This window comes from Geodermatophilus sp. SYSU D01186, assembly GCF_054050215.1.
The window spans coordinates 123,631-147,198 of the sequence record NZ_JBJGYW010000010.1; the positions used below are offsets into that span (position 1 = coordinate 123,631).

General features: G+C 72.2%; 21 protein-coding genes. 5 read left to right on the forward strand and 16 right to left on the reverse strand.

What is annotated here, in order from left to right; translation table 11 throughout:
- Nucleotides 1–21 precede the first annotated feature (21 nt).
- From ACI784_RS10055 to ACI784_RS10130, 16 genes are all read right to left on the reverse strand, one after another.
- Nucleotides 22–1,206 carry a thiolase family protein gene (locus ACI784_RS10055; RefSeq protein ID WP_457013357.1) on the reverse strand — a complete coding sequence of 395 codons (1,185 nt, stop codon included), beginning with the start codon at nt 1,204–1,206 and terminating at the stop codon, nt 22–24.
- Nucleotides 1,207–1,294: 88 nt separating this feature from the next.
- Nucleotides 1,295–2,056 carry a 3-oxoacyl-ACP reductase FabG gene (gene fabG, locus ACI784_RS10060; protein WP_456923637.1) on the reverse strand — a complete coding sequence of 254 codons (762 nt, stop codon included), beginning with the start codon at nt 2,054–2,056 and terminating at the stop codon, nt 1,295–1,297.
- A 101-nt stretch (nt 2,057–2,157) separates the two neighbouring features.
- Nucleotides 2,158–3,399: an LLM class flavin-dependent oxidoreductase gene (locus tag ACI784_RS10065; protein WP_456923638.1), complete on the reverse strand. Its 1,242-nt coding sequence runs from the start codon at nt 3,397–3,399 to the stop codon at nt 2,158–2,160.
- A 28-nt stretch (nt 3,400–3,427) separates the two neighbouring features.
- Nucleotides 3,428–3,733 (reverse strand): EthD family reductase, encoded by a 306-nt coding sequence (locus tag ACI784_RS10070; RefSeq protein ID WP_456923639.1) that lies wholly within the window; start codon nt 3,731–3,733, stop codon nt 3,428–3,430.
- 46 nt (nt 3,734–3,779) lie between these two features.
- Nucleotides 3,780–4,550 (reverse strand): SDR family NAD(P)-dependent oxidoreductase, encoded by a 771-nt coding sequence (locus ACI784_RS10075; RefSeq protein ID WP_457013358.1) that lies wholly within the window; start codon nt 4,548–4,550, stop codon nt 3,780–3,782.
- 31 nt (nt 4,551–4,581) lie between these two features.
- Entirely contained in the window at nt 4,582–5,355 is a 774-nt protein-coding gene (locus ACI784_RS10080; protein WP_457013359.1) for an alpha/beta fold hydrolase, read from the reverse strand.
- Between the two features lie 197 nt (nt 5,356–5,552).
- Nucleotides 5,553–6,344 (reverse strand): SDR family NAD(P)-dependent oxidoreductase, encoded by a 792-nt coding sequence (locus ACI784_RS10085; RefSeq protein WP_456923642.1) that lies wholly within the window; start codon nt 6,342–6,344, stop codon nt 5,553–5,555.
- Nucleotides 6,345–6,493: 149 nt separating this feature from the next.
- The gene (locus ACI784_RS10090) at nt 6,494–8,071 is read right to left on the reverse strand and encodes an ABC transporter substrate-binding protein (protein WP_457013360.1); all 1,578 of its coding nucleotides are present in this window, start codon (nt 8,069–8,071) and stop codon (nt 6,494–6,496) included.
- 32 nt (nt 8,072–8,103) lie between these two features.
- Nucleotides 8,104–8,895, reverse strand: a complete 792-nt coding sequence (locus ACI784_RS10095; protein WP_457013361.1) for an SDR family NAD(P)-dependent oxidoreductase — start codon at nt 8,893–8,895, stop codon at nt 8,104–8,106.
- Nucleotides 8,896–9,198: 303 nt separating this feature from the next.
- On the reverse strand, nt 9,199–10,770 hold the full coding sequence (locus ACI784_RS10100; protein WP_457013362.1) for an ABC transporter substrate-binding protein: 1,572 nt from the start codon (nt 10,768–10,770) through the stop codon (nt 9,199–9,201).
- Between the two features lie 230 nt (nt 10,771–11,000).
- Complete coding sequence (locus ACI784_RS10105; RefSeq protein WP_457013363.1) at nt 11,001–11,798, reverse strand: SDR family NAD(P)-dependent oxidoreductase; 798 nt, start codon at nt 11,796–11,798, stop codon at nt 11,001–11,003.
- Between the two features lie 78 nt (nt 11,799–11,876).
- Entirely contained in the window at nt 11,877–12,917 is a 1,041-nt protein-coding gene (locus ACI784_RS10110; protein WP_456923647.1) for a zinc-dependent alcohol dehydrogenase, read from the reverse strand.
- Nucleotides 12,918–12,927: 10 nt separating this feature from the next.
- Complete coding sequence (locus ACI784_RS10115; protein ID WP_456923648.1) at nt 12,928–13,971, reverse strand: ABC transporter ATP-binding protein; 1,044 nt, start codon at nt 13,969–13,971, stop codon at nt 12,928–12,930.
- A gap of 73 nt (nt 13,972–14,044) precedes the next feature.
- On the reverse strand, nt 14,045–15,070 hold the full coding sequence (locus ACI784_RS10120; RefSeq protein WP_456923649.1) for an ABC transporter ATP-binding protein: 1,026 nt from the start codon (nt 15,068–15,070) through the stop codon (nt 14,045–14,047).
- 28 nt (nt 15,071–15,098) lie between these two features.
- Nucleotides 15,099–16,073 carry an ABC transporter permease gene (locus ACI784_RS10125; protein WP_456923650.1) on the reverse strand — a complete coding sequence of 325 codons (975 nt, stop codon included), beginning with the start codon at nt 16,071–16,073 and terminating at the stop codon, nt 15,099–15,101.
- The gene (locus tag ACI784_RS10130; protein ID WP_457013364.1) at nt 16,070–17,215 is read right to left on the reverse strand and encodes an ABC transporter permease; all 1,146 of its coding nucleotides are present in this window, start codon (nt 17,213–17,215) and stop codon (nt 16,070–16,072) included. The genes ACI784_RS10125 and ACI784_RS10130 overlap by 4 nt, the downstream gene beginning before the upstream one ends.
- A gap of 307 nt (nt 17,216–17,522) precedes the next feature.
- Between ACI784_RS10130 and ACI784_RS10135 the strand changes: the two genes are divergently transcribed.
- The 5 genes from ACI784_RS10135 (at nt 17,523) to ACI784_RS10155 (ending at nt 23,436) form a co-directional block, all read left to right on the forward strand.
- Nucleotides 17,523–18,326, forward strand: coding sequence for an alpha/beta fold hydrolase (locus ACI784_RS10135; RefSeq protein WP_457013365.1), 804 nt, complete (start codon nt 17,523–17,525; stop codon nt 18,324–18,326).
- A 106-nt stretch (nt 18,327–18,432) separates the two neighbouring features.
- Nucleotides 18,433–19,929 carry an MFS transporter gene (locus ACI784_RS10140; RefSeq protein ID WP_457013366.1) on the forward strand — a complete coding sequence of 499 codons (1,497 nt, stop codon included), beginning with the start codon at nt 18,433–18,435 and terminating at the stop codon, nt 19,927–19,929.
- A gap of 50 nt (nt 19,930–19,979) precedes the next feature.
- Entirely contained in the window at nt 19,980–21,548 is a 1,569-nt protein-coding gene (locus tag ACI784_RS10145) for an AMP-binding protein (RefSeq protein WP_457013367.1), read from the forward strand.
- A 166-nt stretch (nt 21,549–21,714) separates the two neighbouring features.
- Nucleotides 21,715–21,861 carry a hypothetical protein gene (locus ACI784_RS10150; protein WP_456923655.1) on the forward strand — a complete coding sequence of 49 codons (147 nt, stop codon included), beginning with the start codon at nt 21,715–21,717 and terminating at the stop codon, nt 21,859–21,861.
- A gap of 39 nt (nt 21,862–21,900) precedes the next feature.
- Nucleotides 21,901–23,436 (forward strand): sodium:solute symporter family transporter, encoded by a 1,536-nt coding sequence (locus ACI784_RS10155; protein WP_456923656.1) that lies wholly within the window; start codon nt 21,901–21,903, stop codon nt 23,434–23,436.
- The last annotated feature ends 132 nt before the right edge of the window (nt 23,437–23,568 follow it).

Below are 23,568 nucleotides of genomic sequence, written 5' to 3' on the forward strand. Positions count from 1 at the left end.
ACGGGCGACCGCCGGCGCGGGTCAGCCGATCCGGCGGAACAGCGCGGCCAGCGCCTGGCCGCCGCCGATGCACATCGACACGACGCCCAGCTCGAGGTCGCGGCGGAGCATGTCCTGCACCACCCGCAGGGTCAGGATCGCCCCGGTGGCGCCGACCGGGTGGCCCAGGGCGATGGCCCCGCCGTAGGGGTTGGTGCGCTCGGGGTCCAGGCCGGCGTCCCGGATGCAGGCGACGGCCTGCGCGGCGAAGGCCTCGTTGAGCTCGACGGTGCCGATGTCGGCCGGGGTGGTCCCGGTCTTCTCGAACAGGGCCTGCAGGGCCAGCACCGGCGCGTAGCCCATGAGTTCCGGCTCCAGCGCCGCGGTGGTCACCGCCTCCAGGGCGACCAGCCCGGTGGCGCCGCGCTCGCGGGCGAGCTCCTCGGTGCTGAGCACCAGCGCGGCGGCGCCGTCGTTGATGCCGGAGGAGTTGCCGGCCGTGACCGTCCCCTCCTTCTGGAACGCCGGCCGCAGCGCGGCCAGCGCCTCCAGGGTGGTGCCCGGCTTGGGGTGCTCGTCGGCGGCGACGGTGACCGGCCGGCGGCCACCGGTGGTCACCGGCACGATCTCCTCGTCGAAGGCGGCCTTGGCCTCGACGGTGGCCGCGCGCCGCTGCGACTCGAGGGCGAACTCGTCCTGCTCGGCGCGGCTCACGCCGTACCGGTCGGCGACCCGCTCGGCGGTGACGCCCATGTGGATCTCGGAGAACGGGTCGGTGAGCATCATGACCGTGCCGTCGACCAGGGCGCGGTCGCCCAGCCGCCAGCCGTTGCGGGCGCCGAAGTCGTAGAACGGCATCCGCGACATCGACTCGTCGCCGCCGGCCACGGCGATCCCGGCCGCACCCCAGCGGATCTGCATCGCCGCCGACCACACCGCCTGCAGGCCCGAGCCGCACAGCCGGTTCACCGTGTGCGCCGGGGTCCGGGTCGGCAGGCCGGCGGCCAGCGCGACCCGCCGGGCGTTGTAGGCGTCCGCGCCCACCTGGCCGATGCAGCCCATGACGACCTCGTCGACGTCCTCCGGCGCGACCGCGGTCCGCTCCAGCGCGGCCCGGGTGGCCGCCGCACCGAGCTCGTGCGCCGGCACGTCCTTCAGGGCGCCGCCGAAGCTGCCCACGGGTGTCCGGGCACCGCCCAGCACGACGATCCGACCGTTCTGCGACATGTCCGTCCTTCTTCTTCTTCTCGAGATGGGGGGCGCGGGCTCCGGGAGCACCGGGCTCCGGCTGCCCCGTGCCGGCCGGGCACCCGGCTCAGGCGCGGGGACCGCCGGCGACGTAGACGACCTGCCCCGACACGAAGCCCGCACCCTCGCCTGTGAGGAAGGACACCACGGAAGCGATGTCCTCGGGCTGACCGACCCGCCGGACGGGGATCTCCGCGGCGGCGGCGGCCATGAACTCCTCGAAGGGGACGCCGACCCGCTCGGCCGTGGCCCGCGTCATCTCCGTCTCGATGAAGCCGGGGGCGATGGCGTTCGCCGTCACCCCGAAGCGGCCCAGCTCGATGGCGAGGGTCTTGGTGAAGCCCTGCAGGCCGGCCTTGGCCGCCGAGTAGTTGGCCTGGCCGCGGTTGCCCAGCGCCGAGATGCTCGACAGGTTGACCACGCGGCCCCAGCCGGCCTCGACCATGTGCTCCTGCACCGCGCGGGTCATGAGGAAGGCGCCGCGCAGGTGCACGTCCATCACCGTGTCCCAGTCGGACTCGGTCATCTTGAACAGCAGGTTGTCGCGGGTCACGCCCGCGTTGTTGACCAGCACCGTCGGCGGCCCCAGCGACGCCGTGACCTGCTCGACGGCCGAGGCGACGGCCTCGGGGTCGGCCACGTCGACCGCGGCGGCGAACGCCCGCCCGCCGGCCGCCTGGATCTCCTCCGCCGTCTCCTTGGCCCCACGCTCGTCGAGGTCGAGCACCCCGACGGCGAAGCCGTCCGCAGCCAGCCGGCGGGCCACGGCGGCCCCGATCCCGCGGGCCGCCCCCGTCACCACTGCCGTCCGTCCGTTGCCGCCGCTCATCGTCCCCACTCCGCTCGTCGTCCCGCCGAGCCAGTCGCCGGTCGGGTTCCCGGCCGGGCGGCCGGACGGCGCACGTGGCGTCGTCCGGCCGTCCGGACCGCCTACTGCGGCAGCCCGCTGCCGAACTTGGCGGCCACCCGCTCCTGGGAGACCTTCGGCGTCCAGCGGTCCTCCTCGTCGGCCCACAGGTCGCGCAGCTGCGGCATGACCTCGGTGCCGAAGAGCCGGTTGTTCTCCGCGGCGACCTCCTCGGGGAGGTTCCCGACGTGCATGCAGGTGATCAGCTGACCGATCCGCAGGTCGGTCGCGAGCGCCCGCACGCGCTGCGCCACCCGCTCCGGGGTGCCGGCGATGATGTAGCCCAGCTCGTCGTACTCCCAGAAGCTGAGCTCACCGCGCGCGGCCTTGAGCCGCTCCTCGTTGCTGATCACCTTCGCCCGCTCCAGGGTGCTCCGGATCGACGCCGGCGTGTTGTACCCCGGCGGGGTCGCGAACTCGATGGCGGTCGGGTTCTGCCGGTAGAAGTACTTGACCGCCTCGGAGTACTGCCGCTCCGCCTCCTCGTCGGTGTCGGCGCAGCAGATCACCTGGGTGAAGGCCATGCGGTTGGGGTTCATGTTCGCGCCCTGGCTCTCGGTGTAGTCCCAGAACCCCTTCACGATGGGCTCGGCGCTCTGCTTCCCCGAGAAGGACAGGTAGCCGTAGCAGTAGTCCAGCGCGTTGACGACGTCCCAGGTCTCCGGGCTGCCGCTGCCCGGGATCCAGACGGGGATGTCGTCCTGGACCGGCCGCGGCCAGGTGTTCACGTACCGCAGCTGGGTGTACTTGCCGTTGAAGGCGAACGGCTCCTCGGCCTTCCACGCGCGGGTGATGAGGTCGCGCGCCTCGTGGAAGCGCTCGCGCAGCTCGATCGGCGGCACCCCGTAGGAGAACGCGGTGTCCATCGGCGTGCCGAACACGATGCCGGCGATGATCCGGCCGCCGGAGAGGCAGTCCAGCATCGCGATCTCCTCGGCGACCCGGATCGGCGGGTTGTAGAGGGCCAGGGAGTTGCCGCACAGCGCGATCGCGGCGTTCTCCGTGGTCGCCGCCAGGATGCTGGCGATCAGGTTGGGCGACGGCGTCATCGCCAGCGACGTCTGGTGGTGCTCGTTGAGCAGCAACGAGTCCCAGCCGAGGCCGTCGGCCTGCTGCATCAGCCGGATGTACATGTGGTAGTCCTCGCCCACCTGGGTGGGGTCGGCCACGTTGATGGGCGCGGTCACCCAGGAGCTGCGGTTCACGTCGCCGTAGTCCGCGGGGAGCTTGGTGTAGTACTGCTGGGCGAACCAGTGGAACTTCATCGCGGGGTCCTCTCCTCGGCCGCGTCGCTCAGGCGACGATGCCGACGAGGTGGGTCGACGACGTCGTGCCGGGGAAGTTGGCGACGTCGGCGCCGAGCGCCTTGCCCTCCTCCGAGCCGAGGGCGGCCTGCATGGCCGCGGCGTCGTCGAAGGTCAGCTCGGCCATCAGGTGGTACGTCGGCAGCGACCCGTCGGGGCCCGGCTGGAACAGCGTCACCTCGATGTCGTCGAGTCCCGGCACCTTGCGGGCCAGCGGCACGTGGTTGGCCATGTAGTAGGCCTCGAACGCCTCCACGTCGGAGGGGCGGTCGTACAGGACGGTCAGCTTGATCACGGGAGCCTCCTGGGCAGGTGGTGGGGCGGAGCGGGGTGGGCAGCGGTCAGCGGCCGCTGGGGCCGGCCTCCATCGCGCCGCCGTCGACGCGGTAGGTCTCGCCGTTGACGAAGGCGGACTCGTCCGAGGCGAGGAAGAGCACCATGTTGGCGATGTCGCTGGGCAGCCCCACCCGTGGCGAGGCGACCGTGGCCAGCGCCGCGGCCGGCAGGTCGGGGACGGCGTCCAGGAGCTGCTGGGTCTGGATGACCCCGGGCGCGATCGCGTTGCAGCGCACCCCCTGCTTGCCGTGCTGGGCGGCGATGTGCCGGGTGAGACCGATGACGGCGGCCTTCGTCGTCCCGTAGGCCGTCAGGGCGGCGCCGCCCCGCATCCCGCCCACCGACGACATGTTGATGATCGAGCCGCCGCCGTTCTCGACCATGTGCGGCAGCGCGTACTTGCAGATCAGGAAGATGCTGCGGACGTTGGTCGCGAACGCGCGGTCCCACATCTCGACCGACGTGTCGATGACGGTGGAGTCGGTGAACCACGCGTCGGGCCCGACCAGGGCGGCGTTGTTGTGGATGACGTCGACCCGGCCGTGCTCGGCGATGACCGCCGCGACCAGCTCCTCGATCGACTGCTGGTCGGTCGCGTTGAAGTAGATCGGGGTCGCGGCGTCCCCGATCATGGCGGCGGTCTCCTTGGCGCCGTCCACGTTGAGGTCGGCGATGACCACCTTCGCGCCCTCGCGGGCCAGCGTGACCGCGGTCTCCCGACCGATGCCCGCTGCGCCGCCGGTGACGAGCGCGACCTTTCCTTCGACCCTGCCCATGTCGTCTCTCTCCTTCGTCGTCGGGATGCGCTCAGGCGTCGAGGAACTTGCTCACCACGGACACGAACTCGTCCTCCTGCTCGACCATCGGGTAGTGCCCGGCGCCGTCGATGAGGGCGAGCTCGGCGTTGGGGACGAGGCGCACGAACTCGTCGGCGTAGGACACCGGCAGCAGGCCGTCGGAGGTGCCGTGCACCACGAGGGTCGGGGCGTCGATCAGCGGCAGCCGGCGGCGCAGCCCGCGGTCGGCGATCGGCCACATGAACTTGGTCGCCGTGCCGAGGTTCTGGGCGCTGAACAGGATGGCCCCGTGCGGGTCGTCGGGGTCGGGGACGAAGTTCGTCGGCTCCTGCTTGGGTGCCTCGCCGTGCCACTTCGCGGCCTTCACCGCCGTCGCCTCGCCGAAGGGGTCCAGCGCCGGCTCGTCGTCCAGCCAGATGCCGAAGGGGTTCACCAGCACCAGCCGGCGGACCAGCTGCGGGGCGATGGCCGCCAGCTCCGCGGCGAACATCCCGCCGAGGGAGTGACCCACGACGTCGACCTGCTCGACGCCCAGGGACTCCACCAGCTCCCGGTGGTAGAGGGTCACGTCGACGACGTCGGTGAAGTTCTCGAAGCCGGTGGACTTCCCGTAGCCGGGCAGCTCCGGCGCGAGCACCCGGCGGCTCTCGGCCAGCCGCCGGATGAAGCCGGCCGCGCCCGGGTGCCGCTCGTAGCCGTGCAGGTACAGCAGCGGGGCTCCGCTCCCCTCCTCCAGCAGCTCGATGTCGAACGTCCCGATGTTCGGGATCTCCAGCGTGGTCATCGCGTGCTCTCCTGACGACTCGGAACGGGGATCCGGGGCGCGTGGGCCGCGACCCGGTGCTGACTGACTGCGGGGGCCCAGTGGTCCTCGTGGTCGGCCCACAGATCTCGCAGGTACGGCGCCACCTGGGTGCCGAACGGCTGGTTGTTCATGGCGGCGGTCTCCTCGGGGGGTGGAACGTCACGGGGGCCCTCCTCTCAGAAGTCCGGGCCGAGGCCGCCGATCGGCGGCATCCCCGAGTGCGCCCACAGCCCGCCGTCGGCGACCAGGTGGGTGCCGGTGACGAAGCTCGACTCGTCGGAGGCCAGGAAGAGGACGGCGTTGGCGATCTCCTCCGCCCGCCCGTAGCGGCCCATCGGGATGGCCTCCCGGATGGCCTCCCACGTCGCCGGCGCGGCGTCGTGCAGCCGGTCGATGGGCGGCGTGCCGATCGGGCCGGGGCAGACCGCGTTGCACCGCACGCCCTTGCGGGCGTACTCGATGCCGGTGACCCGGGAGAGGTTCACGACGCCGGCCTTGAGCATGTTGTAGGCGCCGAGCCCGAAGTCGCCGGCCAGCCCGGAGACCGAGGCGGTGTTCACGATCGACCCGCGGCCCTGGGCGAGCATCGGTTCCAGCGCCAGCTTGATCGCGTACCAGTAGGAGACCAGGCCGACGTCCAGGGAGCGGCGCAGCCCGTCCCAGGTCAGGTCGCCGATCCGGCCGGCCTCGAACGAGACGTGGTTGTTGTGCAGGACGTCGAGGCGGCCGTGGGTGCCGGTGGCGAACCCGATGACCCGCTCGAGGTCGGCCTGCTGCGAGGCGTCGGCCTCCAGGAAGTCGATCGTGCCGCCGGCCGCCCGCAGCGCCTTGGCCACGGACTCCCCCGCGGCGGCGTCGATGTCGGCGATCACCACCCGGGCGCCCTCGCGGGTGAAGGCCTCCGCGGTGGCGGCGCCGATGCCGGAGCCCCCGCCGGTGATGACCGCGACCTTGCCGTCGAGACGCATGCGCTGACTTCCTCTCGGGACGGCGGCGCTGCGGTGCGCCGCCGGGATGAGTGGTCCGGGATGTGCCGCCGAGCGGCTGGGCCGGTCGGAGCTGCGGTGGAGCACCGGGCGCGGGCGGGTCGCGTTCCCCGTCCGCCCGCGCCCGGAGGTCAGGCGGTGACGCCGACGCCGCGGAAGGTGGGCGCGTAGGCCGGCTCGTGGCCCTCGGGGAAGACGGCCTTGTCGGTCCAGGCGCTGGGCGGGAAGTGCGCGTGGAGCGGGAAGGAGATCATGGTCTTCTTCTCCTCCTCGACCATCCGGTGGATGGCCGGGACGCGGGCTTCCGGCGTCGTCCCCGACAGCGCGTCCAGCCAGGCCTGCTCGAACTCCGGGGTGGAGACGTTCCACGGGTTGCGGAACGCCCCGGGCAGGTAGTTCTGGTACTGCACCGTCGGGTCGGCGAACGGTGCCCCCATGCCGTTGTAGACGTTGCCCTCCTGGCGGCCGTAGAACGTGACCGGCGTGGTGGGCGACTCGATGACCCGCGTGTTGGCGGTCATCCCGGCCTCGGCGAGCATCGGGACCAGCGCCTCGGCCACCGCGCGGTGGTCGTCCAGGCTCGGGACCAGCCACTCGAACTCGACGCCGTCGGGGTAGCCGGCCTCGGCCAGCAGCTCGCGGGCCCGCTCCGGGTCGTAGCCGTACGCCTCGTCGTCGGGGGTGACGCCCGGGTTGTACGCCCAGTGGTCCGGCGGCATGAACTGGGCCACCGGCTCCCCCAGGCCGAAGAAGACGCCGTCCACGATCGCCTGCCGGTCGATGGCGTGCTGCAGCGCCTGTCGCACCCGGATGTCGTCGAACGGCGCCTTCCCGACGTTCATGTTGATCGACATGACCGACAGGCTCTTGGACGGCGCGGAGTTCAGCCCCGCGCTCGCGGCCTGCTCGGCCTGCGAGGGGTCGAGGTAGGTCAGCTCGGCCTGGCCGGTCTGCAGCATGTTGAACCGGGTGGTCGCCGAGGTCTGCACGAGGATCTCGTAGTGCGCGGCCTTGGCGGCCTCGGGGTCCCAGTACTCCTCGTTGCGGTCGTACTTCGACACCTGGCCGGGGACGTACTCCACCAGGGTCGCCATCCCCGACCCCACCGGGTTCTGGTCCAGGTCGGGGTTGTCGAACGCCGCCGGGCTGATCATGCTGCCGAGCCGGTCGGTGAACAGGTTGGGCAGGTCACCGCCGGGACCGTTCAGGTTCAGCCGCACGGTGAACTCGTCGACGACCTCGACGGACTCCACGCGGGCCAGCTGCCCCTTCAGGGTGCTGGTCTCCAGCGTCTTGGCCCGCTCCAGGTTGGCCTTGACCGCCTCGGCGTCGAACGGCGTCCCGTCGATGAAGGTGACGTCGTCGCGCAGCTCCATCACCAGGGCGGTCTCGCCGTCGACGAACTCCCACGACGTCGCCAGCTGGGGGGCCAGCTCGTCGTTCTCGTCGAGCATGATCAGCTGGTCGTAGACCAGGCGGAAGAAGATCATGTCCCACGCGTTGCCGGACCGGTGCGGGTCGAACGTCGAGGGGTTCTGCACGAACACGTAGCGGAACGTCCCGTTCGGGTCGATCTCGCCGCCGGTGCTGCCACTGCTGGCCGTGCTGCCGCCGCCACAGGCCGACAGCACCAGGGCCAGCACCGACAGCAGGCCGATCCACCACCGTGGCCGGCGGGACCTGCGGGTGGACGTCGTCGTTCCGCTCACTGGGGATACCTCCGAGAGTTGGCCGGGCGGGGTCAGTCGGTGAACTGGCCGCCGGCCGGGTGCAGGATCTGGCCGGTCACGAACGAGGACTCGTCGCTGGCGAGGAACAGGCAGGCCGCGGCCTGCTCCTCCGGAGTCCCGTTCCGGTGCATCGGCGTGATGCTCATGGCCCACTGGTGGGAGGGGCTGTCCTCTGCGACGTCCCACATCGGGGTCGTGGTGAAGCCGGGGCCCACGGAGTTGACGCGGATGCCGGTGCTCGCGAGCTCCAGGGCCATGACCTTGGTGAGCATCCAGACGCCGGCCTTGGACACGCAGTAGGGCGCGGCGCCGGCGATCGGGATCTTCCCGGCGGTCGAGGCGATGGTGACGATGGAGCCGCCGGTGCCCTGCGCGAGCATCTGCCGGGCCAGCGCGCGGCTGGTCATCATCACGCCGGTGACGTTGATGTCCATGACCCGCTGGAACGCCGCCGTCGACAGCGTGGTCACGTGGCCGGCGTCGCTCTCCAGGCGCGCGACCCGGTCGGCGTCGGAGGCCGCGGAGGAGACCCCGGCCGAGGCGACGCCGACGTCCACCTTGCCGAACTCGGCGACCGCGGCGGCGACCAGCGCGTCGCAGTCGGCCTCGACGGTGGTGTCGGTGCGCACGTAGATCGCGCGGCGTCCGGTCTTCTCCACCAGCCGCAGCGTCTCGTCGCCGGGCTGGATGTCGCCGATCACGACGTCGGCGCCCTCCTCGGCGAACCGCACCGCGGTGGCCCGGCCGATGCCGCTGGCCCCGCCGGTGATCACGGCGACCCGGTCGTGCAGTGCGTGGCCCATGCCGTCCTCCTCGCGACCGTCCGGTGCCGGTCGCATCGCTTCTCGTCGCCGTCGAATCTGCTGGCTGCGAGTGACCCGGACAACGGAACGTCGACCACCTTCGGGGGCCGGTTCATGGTGCGCGTCACACAGCCGCCGGCGGCCTCTCCCCGACCCGCCGGGGCCCTCCTGCGGCCCTGAGCAGCGCACTCGCCCCGCCGGCCGCAGGGACGACGACGGCCGGGCGGGGATGCACCCCGCCCGGCCGTCCTCGTGCGTCGTCCCGGCCGCGGGCGGGCCCTCTCGAGCCCGCCCGCGCCCGGCTCAGGCGGTGACGCCCACCCCGCGGAAGGTCGGGGCGTAGGCCGGCTCGTAGCCCTCGGGGAAGACGGCCTTGTCGGTCCAGGCGCTGGGCGGGAAGTGCGCGTGGAGCGGGAAGTTCTTCAGGATCTTCTTCTCCTCCTCGACCATCCGGTGGATGGCGTCGGCCCGGGCCTCCCGGGTCGCCCCGCTCAGCGAGTCCATCCAGGCCGCCTGGAACTCCTCGGACGTGGTGTTCCACGGGTTGGAGAACTGACCGGGCAGGCTGGCCTGGTAGGGCAGCGTCGGGTCGGCGAAGGGCGCACCCATGCCGGGGAACGCGTTGCCCTCCTGGCGGCCGTAGAAGGTCACACCGGTGGTCGGCGACTCCACCACCCGCGTGCTCGCCCGCAGGCCCACCTCGGCGAGCATCGGCACCAGCGCCTCGGCCACCGCGCGGTGGTCGTCCAGGCTCGGGACCAGCATCTCGAAGTCCACGCCGTCGGGGTAGCCGGCCTCGGCCAGCAGCTCGCGGGCCCGCTCCGGGTCGTAGCCGTGCTCGCCCTCGGGGACGACGTCCGGGTTGTAGGCCCAGTGGTCCGGCGGCATGTACTGGGCCACCGGCTCCCCGAGGCCGAAGAAGACGCCGTCCACGATCGCCTGCCGGTCCACCGCGTGCTCCATGGCCTGGCGCACCCGGATGTCGTCGAACGGCGCCTTACCGGTGTTCATGTACATCGACATGATCGACAGGCTCTTGGACGGCGCGGAGTTCAGCCCCGCCGCCTGCGCCTGCTCCGCCTGCGAGGGGTCGAGGTAGGTCAGCTCGGCCTGGCCGGTCTGCAGCATGTTGAACCGGGTGGTCGCCGAGGTCTGCACGAGGATCTCGTAGTGCGCGGCCTTGGCGGCCTCGGGGTCCCAGTACTCCTCGTTGCGGTCGTACCGGGTCACCTGGCCGGGCACGTACTCCACCAGCTTCGCCATGCCCGAGCCGACCGGGTTCTGGTCCAGGTCCGGGTTGCCGAACGCGGCCGGGCTGATCATGGTGCCCGCGGTGGCGGAGAACAGTGCCGGCAGGTCACCGCCGGGGCCGTTGAGGTTGATGCGGACCTTGAACTCCTCGACGGCCTCCACCGACTCGACCCGGGCCAGCTGCCCCTTCAGGGTGCCGGTCTCCAGCGTCTTGGCCCGCTCGATGTTGGCCTTGACCGCCTCGGCGTCGAACGGCGTCCCGTCGATGAAGGTGACGTCGTCGCGCAGCTCCATCTCCAGCGCGGTCTCGTCGTCGACGAACTCCCACGACGTCGCGAGCTGCGGCGCCAGCTCGTCGTTCTCGTCGAGCATGATCAGCTGGTCGTAGACCAGGCGGAAGAAGATCATGTCCCACGGGTTCGCCGACCGGTGCGGGTCGAACGTGGAGGGGTTCTGCACGAACACGTAGCGGAACGTGCCGTTCGGGTCGATCTCGCCGCCGGTGCCGCCGCTGGCCGATGTCCCGCCTCCGCAGGCGGACACCAGCAGCACCAGCACCGACAGCAGCCCGATCCACCACCGAGGTCGTCCTGACCTGCGGGCGGACGTCGTCGTACCGCTCACGTGAGCCTCCAAGAGAAGTCGGTTCTCAGCCGATTCGTGGCTGAGAACCTGTCGGGTCCCGACACCGGCGACAACGGGAGCCGGACCACCTCGGGAGCCCGCGTCGTGGTCTGCGTCACACACGACCGCCCCGGCGTGACACGCCCGTGACCTGGGCCGACACGACGACGCGCCGGGCGGGGAGCCGGTGGCCCCCGCCCGGCGCGTGCCGGTGCGGTCTGTGCGGTCGGTCAGCCGGTGAACTGCCCGCCGGCCGGGTGCAGCATCTGGCCGGTCACGAAGGAGGACTCCGACGAGGCCAGGAACAGGCAGGCCGCGGCGATCTCCGCGGGCGTGCCCAGCCGGTTCATCGGGGTGATGCTCATGGCCAGGTCGTAGGCGGTCTGGTTCTGCTCGATGCCGCCGATCATCGGGGTGGCGGTGTAGCCCGGGCCGACCGCGTTGACCCGGATCCCCGTCGTCGCGAGCTCCAGCGCCATCACCTTGGTGAGCATCCACGCCCCGGCCTTGGACACGCAGTACGGCGAGGCGCCGGCCAGCGGGATCCGCGCCGCGCTCGAGGCGATGTTGACGATGGAGCCGCCGGTGCCCTGGGCCAGCATCTGCCGTGCCAGCGCCCGGCCGGTCATCATCAGGCCGGTGACGTTGACGTCCAGGACCTTCTGGAACGCCGCGACGTCCAGGTTCACCACGTGGGTGGCGTCCTTGCTCGCCACCCGGGTCTGCACGTTGCTGGGCCCGGCGGCCGTGGCGATGCCCGCCGAGGCGACGCCGACGTCCACCCGCCCGAACTCGGCCACGGCGGCGGCGACGAGCCCGTCGCAGTCGGCCTCGACGGTGGTGTCGGTGCGCACGTAGATCGCGCGGCGTCCGGTCTTCTCCACCAGCCGCAGCGTCTCGTCGGCCGGGCCGATGTCGCCGACGACGATGTCGGCGCCCTCCTCGGCGAACCGCTCGGCGGTCGCCTGCCCGATCCCGCTGGCGCCTCCGGTGATGACCGCGACCTTGCCTGCCAGTGCTGTGCCCATCGTGGGACTCCTCTCCCGTGGCTCGGAGGTCCCTGGCGGGGGCCGGGGACCGGTGGTGGTTGCTGCGCGGGGTACGGCTCAGTCGGGGACGACGACGACCTTCACCGAGCCGTCCACCGCGTGCTGGGTCTCGAACGCCTCGTCCACGCGGCTCAGCGGCACGCGGTGGGACACCAGCGGCGCCACCTGCACCCGGCCCTCGGAGAGCAGCCGGAACGCCTCGGCGGAGTCCGGCGGGGTGTAGGCGAAGCTGCCCAGCAGCCGCAGCTCCTTCTGGGCCACCGTGTTGAGGTCCAGCCGCGGCGTGGAGCTGGTCAGGCCGGCGATCGAGATGACGCCGGCCGGGGCGGTCAGCTCGGGCAGCACGTCGAGCACCGACAGCGCCCCGGAGCACTCGAAGACGGTGCCGACGTTGCCGCCCCGCTGGTACGGGGAGACCGTGGTGCCCCAACGGTCGAGCACGTGCTCCCGGAGGTCCTCGGCGCGGGAGTCGAGCACCGCGGCCCCGGTCTCCGCCGCGACGGCCAGGCGCGGCGGGGACACGTCCACGCCGAGCACGTCGGTGGCCCCGTACGCCTGCAGCACCCGGAGCACGCACTGGCCGATGGAGCCGAGCCCGGTGACCAGGATGGGGCCGGCCAGGTCGGGGGCGGCCGAGCGCACCGCCCGCGTGGCCACCGACAGCGGCTCGAGGAAGGCCCCCTCCTCGAAGCTGAGGGAGTCCGGCATCCGGTACAGCTGCCGGCCGAGTGCCGCGTGCGGCACCAGGACGCGGTCGCTGAGCCCGCCGCGGGCGCTGTTGCTCAGGTCGGCACAGAGGTTGGGGTGGCCGAGGGAGCACTGCGGGCACACCCCGCAGGGCCCCATCGGGATCACCGCCACCCGGTCGCCGACGGCGAGGCCGGTCACCTCGGCGCCCACCTCGCCGACCGTCCCGGCGAACTCGTGGCCCATCGGCGCGCCCTCGGTGATCCACGCGCCCTCGGCGTAGGCGTGCACGTCGGAGCCGCAGATCCCGCAGGCCCCGACGTCGAGGACGACGTCGTGCGGGCCGGGACGGGGGTCGGCGACCTCGTCGAGGGAGATGCTCCGGACGCCCTTCCAGCGGGCTGATCTCACGACGGCCTCCTCAGCCCACGACCGCGGCGCGCGGCGTGGCCAGTTCGCGGACCGACGCCCCGCCCAGCTGCGGGCCGCTGGTGTGCAGGTGGCAGGCGACCTCGCCGGAGCCGATCGTCGGGGTGGGCAGCGGGACGACGGTCCGGCAGATGTCCATCGCGTACTTGCAGCGGGTGTGGAAGCGACAGCCCGGCGGCACCCTGGAGGGGTCGGGCGGGTCGCCGGCGAGCACGATCCGCTCCCGGCTGCGCTGCAGGCGGGGCGAGGGCAGCGGGACCGCCGACAGCAGCGCCTCGGTGTACGGGTGCGCCGGGGCGTCGAACACCCGGTCGACGTCGCCGTGCTCGACGATCTGCCCCAGGTACATGACCGCGACCCGGTCGGAGATGTGCCGGACCACCGACAGGTCGTGGGCGATGAACAGGTAGGTCAGGTCGGCGTCCCGCGAGAGGTCCTCCAGCAGGCCGATGACCTGGTTCTGGGTGGAGACGTCGAGCGCGCTGACCGCCTCGTCGAGCACGAGGATCTTCGGGTCCGCGGCGATCGCGCGGGCGATCGTGATGCGCTGCCGCTGCCCGCCGGAGAACTCGTGCGGGTACCGGTACATGTACTCCGCCGGGAGCCCCACGCGCTGCAGCAGCGATCCGACCCGCTCCACCGTCTGTGCCCGGTCCAGGTCCAGGTGGACGTCGATGGGCTCGGCGATCGAGTCGAGCACCAGCATCGAGGGGTCCAGGGACGAGTAGGGGTCCTGGAACACCATCTGGATGTCCTTGCGGGCCTTGCGCATCTTGTTCGCCGGCAGGCCCAGCAGTTCCTGGCCGCCCAGCTTCACCGAGCCGCCGCTGGGCTCGACCAGGCGCATGAGCCCGCGCGCGGTGGTGGACTTCCCGCAGCCGGACTCGCCGACCAGGCCCACCGTCTCCCCGGGGTACAGCTGGAAGCTCACGCCGTCCACGGCCCGCAGGGACACCTGCTCGCGGAACATCTTCTTCCGCGGCGAGAAGGTGACCTGCAGGTCCTTCACGTCCAGCAGCGGCTCGATCTCGGTCACGACTCCTCCTCGCTGGCGCTCGTCGTCGCCGTGTCCGCCGGTGCTGTGTCTCTGCACGCCCTCGCCAGCTCGGTCATGTGGTCCCCCGCAGGGTCAGCTCGGGGTGCCGCAGGCACCGGGTGGTGTGCGTGGGGCCGACCTGTTCCAGCGTCGGCGCGTCTCCGGAGGTGCACTGCTCCCGGGCGTAGGAGCAGCGGGGGTGGAAGCGGCAGCCGGCGGGCATCCTGCCCACCTGCGGCGGGTGCCCGGGGATGCTGACCAGTGCCTCGCTGACCTGGTCCATGCGGGGCATCGCCGCCAGCAGTCCCTCCATGTAGGGGTGCTGCGGGTTCTCGAACAGCTCGTCCAGCGGCGCGCCCTCGACGATCTGCCCGGCGTACATGACCAGCACCCGGTCGCAGACGTCGGCGACGACGCCGAGGTCGTGGGTGATGAAGATGACCGACATCCCGTGCTCGCGCTGGATCTCGCGCAGCAGCTCGAGGATCTGGGCCTGCACGGTCACGTCGAGGGCCGTGGTCGGCTCGTCGGCGATGATGATGTCCGGGGTGCAGGCCAGGGCGATGGCGATCATCACCCGCTGCCGCATCCCGCCGGAGAACTCGAACGGGTACTGGCCGAACCGCCGCGCCGGGTTCGGCACGCCGACCCGGTCCAGCAGCTCGATCGCGCGCGCCTTCGACGCCTTGCGCGAGAGGCCCTCGTGCCGGCGGAGCACCTCGGCGATCTGGTCGCCGACGGTGAACGCCGGGTTCAGGCTGCTCATCGGCTCCTGGAAGATCATGGCGATCTTCGGACCCCGGATGTCGGCCATCTGCCGCTGGTCGAGCGTGGTGAGGTCCTGGCCCAGCAGCCGCAGCGTCCCGGCGCGGACCCGGGTCTGGCGCGGCGGCATCAGCCCGGCGATGGCGAGGCAGGTCACGCTCTTGCCGGAGCCGGACTCCCCGACGATGCCCAGGGTCTCGCCGCGCCCGAGGCTGAACGAGACGCCGTCGACGACCGTCGCCCAGCCGTTCTCGGTGAGGACCTCGACGACGAGGTCCTCGACCTCCAGCGTCGTGGTGGCCGCTGGTCTGGCCAGCGGCAGTGTGCGGGTCATGTGCCCAGCCCTTCCTGTGCTCCGGTGATCAGGACTCGGTGCGCTCTTCACGGCCGAGGGCGTCGCGCAGACCGTCGCCCAGGGTCACGAAGGTGAAGACGGTCAGGGCGATGAGCACGCCCGGGAAGATGCCGAGCCAGGGGGCGCGACCGAAGTAGAGGAAGCCCTCGCGGATCATCGAGCCCCAGCTCGCGTCGGGCGGCTGGACGCCGAGGCCGAGGAAGCTCAGGCCGGCCTCGGACAACATCGCGTACCCGGCGGTCACCGCGATCGCCACGGTCAGCGGCGACAGGGTGTTGGGCAGGATGTGCCGCACGATGATCGTGCGGGTGCGCGTCCCGATGCTCCGGGAGGCCTCGACGAAGGTCTCCTCCTTGAGCCCGATGACCACACCCCGGACCAGCCGGAGGAACCGCGGCGCGAGCAGGATGCCGACGGCGATCATCGCGTTGCGCAGGCTCGGGCCGAGGACGCCGACCAGCGCGATCGCCAGCAGCAGCGGCGGGAAGCTCATCGCGGCGTCGTTGAGGCGCATCACCAGCATGTCGAAGCGCCCGCCGAGGAACCCGGAGAGGAAGCCCGCCGGGACGCCGATGACCATGGCGACGGCCAGCGCCAGCACGATGGCCAGCAGCGACACCCGGGTGCCCACGATCAGCCGGCTCAGGATGTCCCGGCCCAGCTGGTCGCTGCCCAGCAGGTAGCCGTCGCTGAAGGGCGGCAGGAGGACGCTGCGAAGGTCCTGCTGGTTCGGGTCGGCCGGGGTGATCCACGGGGCGATGACGGCGATGACCACCAGCACGCCGAGGACGCCGAGCGCGATGACCGCGCCGGTGTTCTTGGCCACCCGCCGCCGGAAGTTGGCCCAGGCGCCGCCGCGGTGGCGGACCGGCGGGTGCGCGACCGCCGCCACGTCGGTGCCGGCGGGGAGGCCGGCCGCGGCGGGGGCGCCGGGGGCCACGGACAGCTCGGAGGTCGTCGGGCCGGTCTGGGACTGGGTCATCGTGGCCTCACCTTCGGGTTGAGATAGCCGTAAACGAGGTCGACGAGCAGGTTGCAGACCACGGCCACCAGGACGGCGACGAGCACGATGCCCTGGATGACCGGGATGTCCCGGGTGGTCACCGCCGCGATGGCGACCTGACCGATCCCGGGGACGCCGAAGACCTGCTCGACCAGCACCGCCCCGCCGAGCAGCGCGGTGATCTGGAGGCCGAGCACGGTCACCAGCGGGACGCTCGCGTTCTTCATGACGTGCTTGCCCACGACCATCCGGCCGCGCAGCCCCTTGGCCCGGGCGGTGCGCACGTAGTCCTGCTGCAGCACGCCGATGATCGAGCCGCGCAGCTGCCGCGTGCTCTCCGCGGCGCCGGCGATCCCGAGGGTCAGCGCCGGCAGGAGGAGGTGGGTGAACCACGCCGCGGGGTCGGTCGTGAACGGGACGTACCCGGTCGCCGGGAGCCAGCCCAGGGTCAGGCTGAAGATCAGCACGAAGACCAGGCCCAGCCAGAACGACGGCAGCGCGATGCCGAGCGAGGAGCCCAGCGTGGCCACGCGGTCGACCCAGGTCCCCCGGCGCAGCGCGGACACGATCGCCGTCGGCACCGCGATCACCAGCGAGATGAGCAGCGCCGCGGCGGCGAGGGCGGTCGAGACGGGCAGGGCGTCACCGATCGACGTCGAGACCGCCCGGCTGGTGTACAGCGAGGTGCCCAGGTCGCCGGACATCGCGCTGGTGACCCAGTCCCAGTACTGGACGAGCAGCGGCCGGTCCAGGCCCAGCCGCTCGCGGATGGCCGCGACCTGCTCGACCGTGGCGTCCGGCCCGGCGATCGTGACGGCCGGGTCGCCGGGGATGAGCAGCACCAGGCCGAACACCACGAAGGTCACGAGCACCAGGACCGGAATGGTGGTCAACACCCGTAGCAGCAGGAATCTCAGCACAGATCCACCACCCCATCGTTGGAAGTAACGGGCGGCTGATCGCCTCGCGAGGCCTCGGACGGCACACGTCTTCCGTCCGGGTCCGCGGGATCGGACCTGCCCCGGCGTCTCAGCCAGGAGTGCCGGCACGACCACGGGGGGTGTGACGACGGCCACGGACGTTAGGTGGTCTGTGACGCGGGTCGCAACGACCGGTTGCACATTCGCCCGAGAACGTCACGACGACGCCGGTTCCGCGCTCTCCGAGGACCCGCCGAGTGGACCCCTGCCCACCGCCGGGCAGGGGTGATGTGGACGCCTCCCCATTGATCACCCCGCGCCCCCGCCCGAGAGTTGGCCCACCGACGCCTCGGTGGCCAGCGCGGGATCGCTGGCCGGCCGGGCCGCCGGCCCCCGGGCGGCCGGACCGCCCGTTCCCCCGCACGCCGGCGGTCCGCCGTGCCTGCGCCCCCGACCAGACGCAGCTCGACCGGGCCCTCGGCCGGCTGCGGAAGAGGAGCGGACGTCGATGCCCACCACGCAGGTCAACGGGATCTCGATGCACCACGAGGTCGGGGGCGAGGGGCCGCCGCTGCTGCTCATCGCCGGCCTGGGGTCCAGCTCGATCGCGTGGACGGCCGCCGTGCCGCGCCTGCGGGAGAGCTTCACCGTCATCACGGTCGACAACCGGGGCACCGGGCGGACCGAGGTGCCCGCGGGCCCCTACTCGATCGACGACCTCGGCGACGACACCGCCGCGCTGGTGGAGTCCCTCGGCCTGGGGCCGGTCGCCGCGGTCGGCTGGTCGCTCGGCGGCTCGGTGCTCCAGTCGATGCTCATCCGCCACGGCGAGGTGCTGTCGAAGGCGGTGCTGCTCAACGCGTTCCCGTCCTACACCGCCGTCCAGCACGCCTGGCTCGACTGCGGCCTCGCCCTGCGCCGCGCCGGCGTCGACCCCGTGTCGATCGCCCTCACCGGGATGTCCTGGGGGTTCACCCCGCGGCTGGTGAGCGACCACGCGGCCCTGACCGCGCAGGCGGAGCTGTCCCGCCTCGACCCGCACCCGACGACGCTGGCCGGCTTCGAGGCCCAGGCCGCGGGCCTGCGGGTCTACGACTCCCGGGCCGACCTGCCCACCGTGCAGACGCCCACGCTGGTCCTCACCGGCGCCGAGGACGTGCTGACGCCGGTGTCGCAGTCGGTCGAGATGGCCGAGCTCATCCCCACCGCCACGCTGCAGGTGCTCCCCCGCGGCGGCCACGGGATGGTCCTGGAGTACCCCGACGACACCCTCGCCGCCATCACCGCGTACCTGACCGGCAAGACCTCGTGACGCGGTCCCGGCCGGGCTGTCCCGGGCGCACCCGGCGTCGCGCGGGACGGTGACTCCCCCGCCGCGGGGCCACCGGGCGACCCCCGCACCCCAGGAGGGCTGAGTCGTGGCCAGGCCCGTGACCGTGACGGCGCGGCAGTCCGCGCCCGCCGTCCCGCCGGTCCGGCACCGGGGGCTGTTCCTGGCCCTCATGTGCAGCGTGCAGTTCATCCTGCTCGTCGGTGGGACGGTGGTCGTCGTCTCGCTCCCGGCGATCCGGGCCGACCTGGACCTCGCACCGGCTCAGCTGCAGTGGGTGCTGACGGCCTTCAGCCTGACCTTCGGCTGCCTGCTCCTGCTCGGCGGGCGCAGCGCCGACGTGTTCGGCCGACGACGGCTGTTCCTCGCCGGGCTGTTCGTCTTCACCCTCGGGTCGCTGCTGTGCGCGGTCGCCTCGGACGCCGGGCTGCTGATCGCCGCCCGCGCGTTCGCCGGCATCGGCGCGGCCATGGCCTCCCCCGCCGCGATGTCCCTGCTGACCACGGTCTTCGTCGAGCCGCGGGAGCGCAGCTCGGCGCTGGGCATGTGGGCGGCGATCGGGGCCTTCGGCGCCACGCTGGGCAACGTGATCGGCGGCGTCCTCACCGACATGGGCGGGTGGCGCTGGATCTTCCTGGTCAACGTGCCGGTGTGCCTGCTCGCCTTCGCGGTGGCGTTCTTCGTCGTCCCGGCGATCCGGCCCGAGCACCGGCAGCGGCTGGACGCAGTGGGCGGGCTGCTGGTCACCCTCGGGGTGGCGGCGCTCATCCTGGGGCTGACCGAGCTGCAGGTGTACGGGCCGGAGCCGCGCACCTGGATCACCCTCGCGGCCGCCGCGGTGCTGGTCGGGCTGTTCGTGCTCTCCCAGGCCCGGGGCGCCGACCCGCTGCTCCCCCTCGGCATCTTCCGGTACCGCACGTCCTTCGCGTTCCTGTTCGTCCTGCTCACCGCGGGGCTGGGCATCGGGGCGTACTTCACCACCTCCCTGTTCATGCAGGAGACGCTGGGCTGGTCGGCGCTGCGCGCGGGGTTCGCCTTCGTGCCGTGGGCGGCCACGGTCGCCGTCACCGCCCGGCTGGTCTCCCGCAACACCCACCGGGTCGGCCCCCGGTTGCTGGTGCCCGCCGGACTGGTCCTGTGTGCCGCCGGTGCCGCCCTCCTGGCCGTGGCGCTGGACGGCTCCACCGGCTATGCCGGCGGGCTGCTGGTGCCCTTCCTGCTGCTGGGCCTCGGCAGCGGGGCCATCAACGTCACCTGCACGGTGACCGCGCTGTCCGGTATCCCGGGACGACGCCACGGGGTCGGCGCCGGCGCCCTCAACAGCACCCAGGCCCTCGGCGGCACCCTGTCGATCGCGGTCGTGGCGGTGCTGACGACGCTCGCGACCGAGCGGGCGCTCGCCGGCGGTGGCAGCCTGACCGTGAGCACCCTCGCCGGCCAGCGGTTCGCACTGCTCGTCGTGGCAGGTGTCGCCCTCGCCGGCGCCGTCCTGGCCGCGGTCGTGCTGCCGAGCCGGCTGAGCGGCCCGGCGCAGGACGACGAGGACGTGCTCCTGGCCCGGCCGCCGGCCGCACCCCTGCCGTGACCCCCGGCCGCGCTCCCATGGGCGCGGCCGTGACCGAGGAAGGACCGCTCATGACGACGCCGGACCTGGACGCCCTCTCCTTCGAGCCGATGACGCCCGTCTCCTACCTGGACCGGGCGGCCGCGGCCCACGGCGACCGGGTGGCGGTGGTCGACGGCGACCGGCGCTGGACCTACAGAGAGCTGCACGACCGCGCGCAGCGGCTGGCCGGCGCCCTGGCCCCGCTCGCGCAGGGCCGGCCCGTGGCGGTCCTCGCCCCCAACACGCACGTGCTGCTCGAGGCGAGCTTCGGCGTGCCGTGGGCGGGGGTGCCGCTGGTGGCGGTCAACACCCGCCTGTCGGCCGGGGAGATCGCCTACATCCTGGAGCACTCGGAGTCCGCCGTCCTGGTGCACGACCCGGCGTTCGACACGGTCGTCGACGCGGCCCTGGCGCAGGTCGCGGCGCCGCCGCGGCGGATCCGCGCCGGCACGGAGTACGAGGAGCTGCTCGCCGGGGCCACTCCCCTGGCCCTGCGTCCGGACGACGAGCGGGCGCTGCTGTCGATCAACTACACCTCGGGCACCACCGGGCGGCCCAAGGGCGTCATGTACCACCACCGGGGCGCGTACCTGCAGGCGCTGGCGATGGTGGCGCACACGCAGCTGTCGCCGTCGGCGGTGCACCTGTGGACGCTGCCGATGTTCCACTGCAACGGCTGGTGCTTCCCGTGGGCGGTCACCGCGGCCGGAGCAACGCACGTCTGCCTGCCGAAGGTCGACCCGGCCGAGGTGTGGCGGCTGATCCGCGCCGAGGGCGTCACCCACCTCGAGGGCGCGCCGACGGTGCTGTCGATGCTCGCCTACGCGGAGGAGGCGGCGCCCGTGGCCACCCCGGTGCGCGTGGCCACCGGGGGCGCGCCGCCGAGCCCGGCCATCCTGCGCCGGATGGAGGAGCTGGGGTTCGAGGTGACCCATCTCTACGGGCTGACCGAGACCTTCGGCCCGGCCATGATCTGCGACTGGCGCCCGGAGTGGAGCGGCTTGGACCAGCAGGTCAAGGCCCGGCTGCGGGCCCGGCAGGGCGTGGGCAACATGATCTCCTGCACCGCCCGCGTGGTCGGCTCCGACGGGCAGGACGTGCCCGCCGACGGCGTCTCGGTCGGCGAGATCGCGCTGCGCGGCAACAACGTGATGCTGGGCTACCTCAAGGACGAGGAGGCCACGCGCAAGGCGGTGCCGGACGGCTGGTTCCGCACCGGCGACCTCGGCGTCGTCCACCCGGACGGGTACGTCGAACTGCGCGACCGCAGCAAGGACGTGATCATCTCCGGCGGCGAGAACATCGCCAGCGTCGAGGTCGAGCAGGCGATCGCGGAGCACCCCGCCGTCCTGGAGGTCGCGGTCGTCGCCGCCCCGGACGAGCGCTGGGGCGAGGTGCCGGTCGCTTACGTGACCCTCCACGAGCACGCCGAGGTCACCGAGGCCGAGATCGTCGAGCACGTCCGCGGGCGCCTGGCGCGCTTCAAGGCACCGAAGGCGGTGGTGTTCGGGCCGCTGCCCAAGACCTCCACCGGGAAGATCCAGAAGTTCCGGCTCCGCGAGCAGACCGGGGACGGCGGGGCCCTGCCCGTGGGGTGAGACCCCCGGTGTGAGTCTGCCCACCTCCTGGCCGGTGAGTGTGGACGTACAGCGGTACACCCGACCGACGCGCTCTCCCTACTGTCGACGACATCGATCCACCGCCGAGCCGTGCTCCACGCCGGCCCGGTCGGTCGCCCGTTCTCTCCGACAGTGAGGAACGACCATGTTCGGACTGCCTGCCCTGACCGCCCTGTTCGTGTTCGGCGGGTTCATCGTCGCCGTCGTGCTGTCCATCGTGTTCGCGATGCGCTTCTCCGCCGACGACGAGGAGTGGGCCACGGTCGACGACGTCTTCTCGCGCCGTTCCTGAGTTCCGCCGCACGATCCATCCCACACAGCGAGGTGTTGCATGGTCGTCTCACCCTGGACGATCGCCGCCGTCGTCGCCTACATGCTGGTCGTCATCGCGATCGGCCTGTGGTCCACGCGGCGGGTCAGATCGATGAAGGACTATCTGGTAGCCGGTGACGGCTTCGGCCGATGGGTCGTCTCCTTCGGGATCGTCGGCGCCATCGTGAGCGGCGCCGGGATCCTCGGGAACGCCGGATCCGGCTACGGCACCGGCTACGCGCTCTACGTCATGACCATGGGCCTGAGCTTCCTCGGCCTGACGCTGGCCTACTTCCTGCTGGCCAAGCCGATGACCGTGATCGCCAAACGGCACGCGGTCTACACGCTCCCGGACGTGCTGGCCCTGCGCTACGACGGCAGCCGCACCGTCCGGATGCTCGCCGGCCTGGCCACGGCCCTCGGATCGCTGATCTACCTGGTCGTGCAGTTCGTCGCCATCGGCTACGTGGGGACGACCATCTTCGGGTGGAGCCCGGGCGTCTCGCTCCTCGTGGGCGGCGCCATCATCGTCGTGTACTGCATCGGCGGCGGCATCGTGGCCGCGATGTGGACCAACTTCTTCCAGCTCCTGGTCCTGAGCGTCTTCGTCGTCACCTTCGCCGTCTACACCGTCAGCCAGGTCGGCGGGCTGACCGAGTTGCACGAGCGGATGGCCGAGATCGACCCGGCGCTCGTCGAGCCGTGGCACGACTCGGGCGCCTTCGCGTGGCAGAACGTGCTCGTCTACGCCTTCTTCGTGGGCCTGCTGGCCTACGCCGGCGTGCCGCACATCAACACCAAGTTCCTGACCATCAAGAACCTCGAGGTGATCCGCTGGATCCCGCTGATCTCCTGCTTCCTGTACCTGTTCGCCGTGGCCGCGACGTGGATCGGGATGGCGTACCGGGTGCAGGCCGAGGACGGCGTGGTGCCACCGGTCGACCGGCCCGACGCAGTGCTGCCGACGCTGATGGCGGAGTCCTTCTCCCCCCTCCTCGTCGGCATCATGATCGCCGCGGTCCTCGCCGCGGTCATGTCCACCACGGACTCCTTCATGGTGCTCAGCGGCGCGGCGGTGGTCCGCGACATCCTGAAGATGAGTCTCGGCGTCCGGCTCTCCGACCGCCAGGAGATGTGGTGGAGCCGGGCCACGTCCGTGGTCGTCATGGTGATCGCCGGGCTGATCGCACTCAACCCGCCGGAGTTCGTCTTGTCGCTGATGGCCGTCGCGTGGGGAGCGCTCGCGGCGATGCTGGGGCCGGTGCTGTACCTCGGCGTGCGCTGGAAGCGGGCGACGTCCCAGGGGGCGATCGCCTCGCTGCTGGCCGGCATCGGGATCGGCGGTGTGCTGGCACTGCTGAACCAGACCGTGTTCGCCGATGACCCGCTGCTGTCGCCGTGGAACATCGCCGGGATCGGGGTGATCGGGTCGTACGTGGCCCTGGTCGTGGTCTCGCTGCTCACCAAGCCGCAGGTCAGCCGGATGTTCGAGCACTTCGCCGCTCCCCAGCCCGCCGGCCGGGAACCTGTGGTGACGATGGCCGGCCGCGTCTGAGCGGCTCACGCACCCGGCACTCCTCGAGGGGAGGGGGCCGGCCCCCCCCGCGCGGCGCCCCCACCACCCCCCGGGGAGCTCCCCACAACCGGGGGCCCAGCCGCCGAGACAACAAGCCCCAGCGCGACCCCC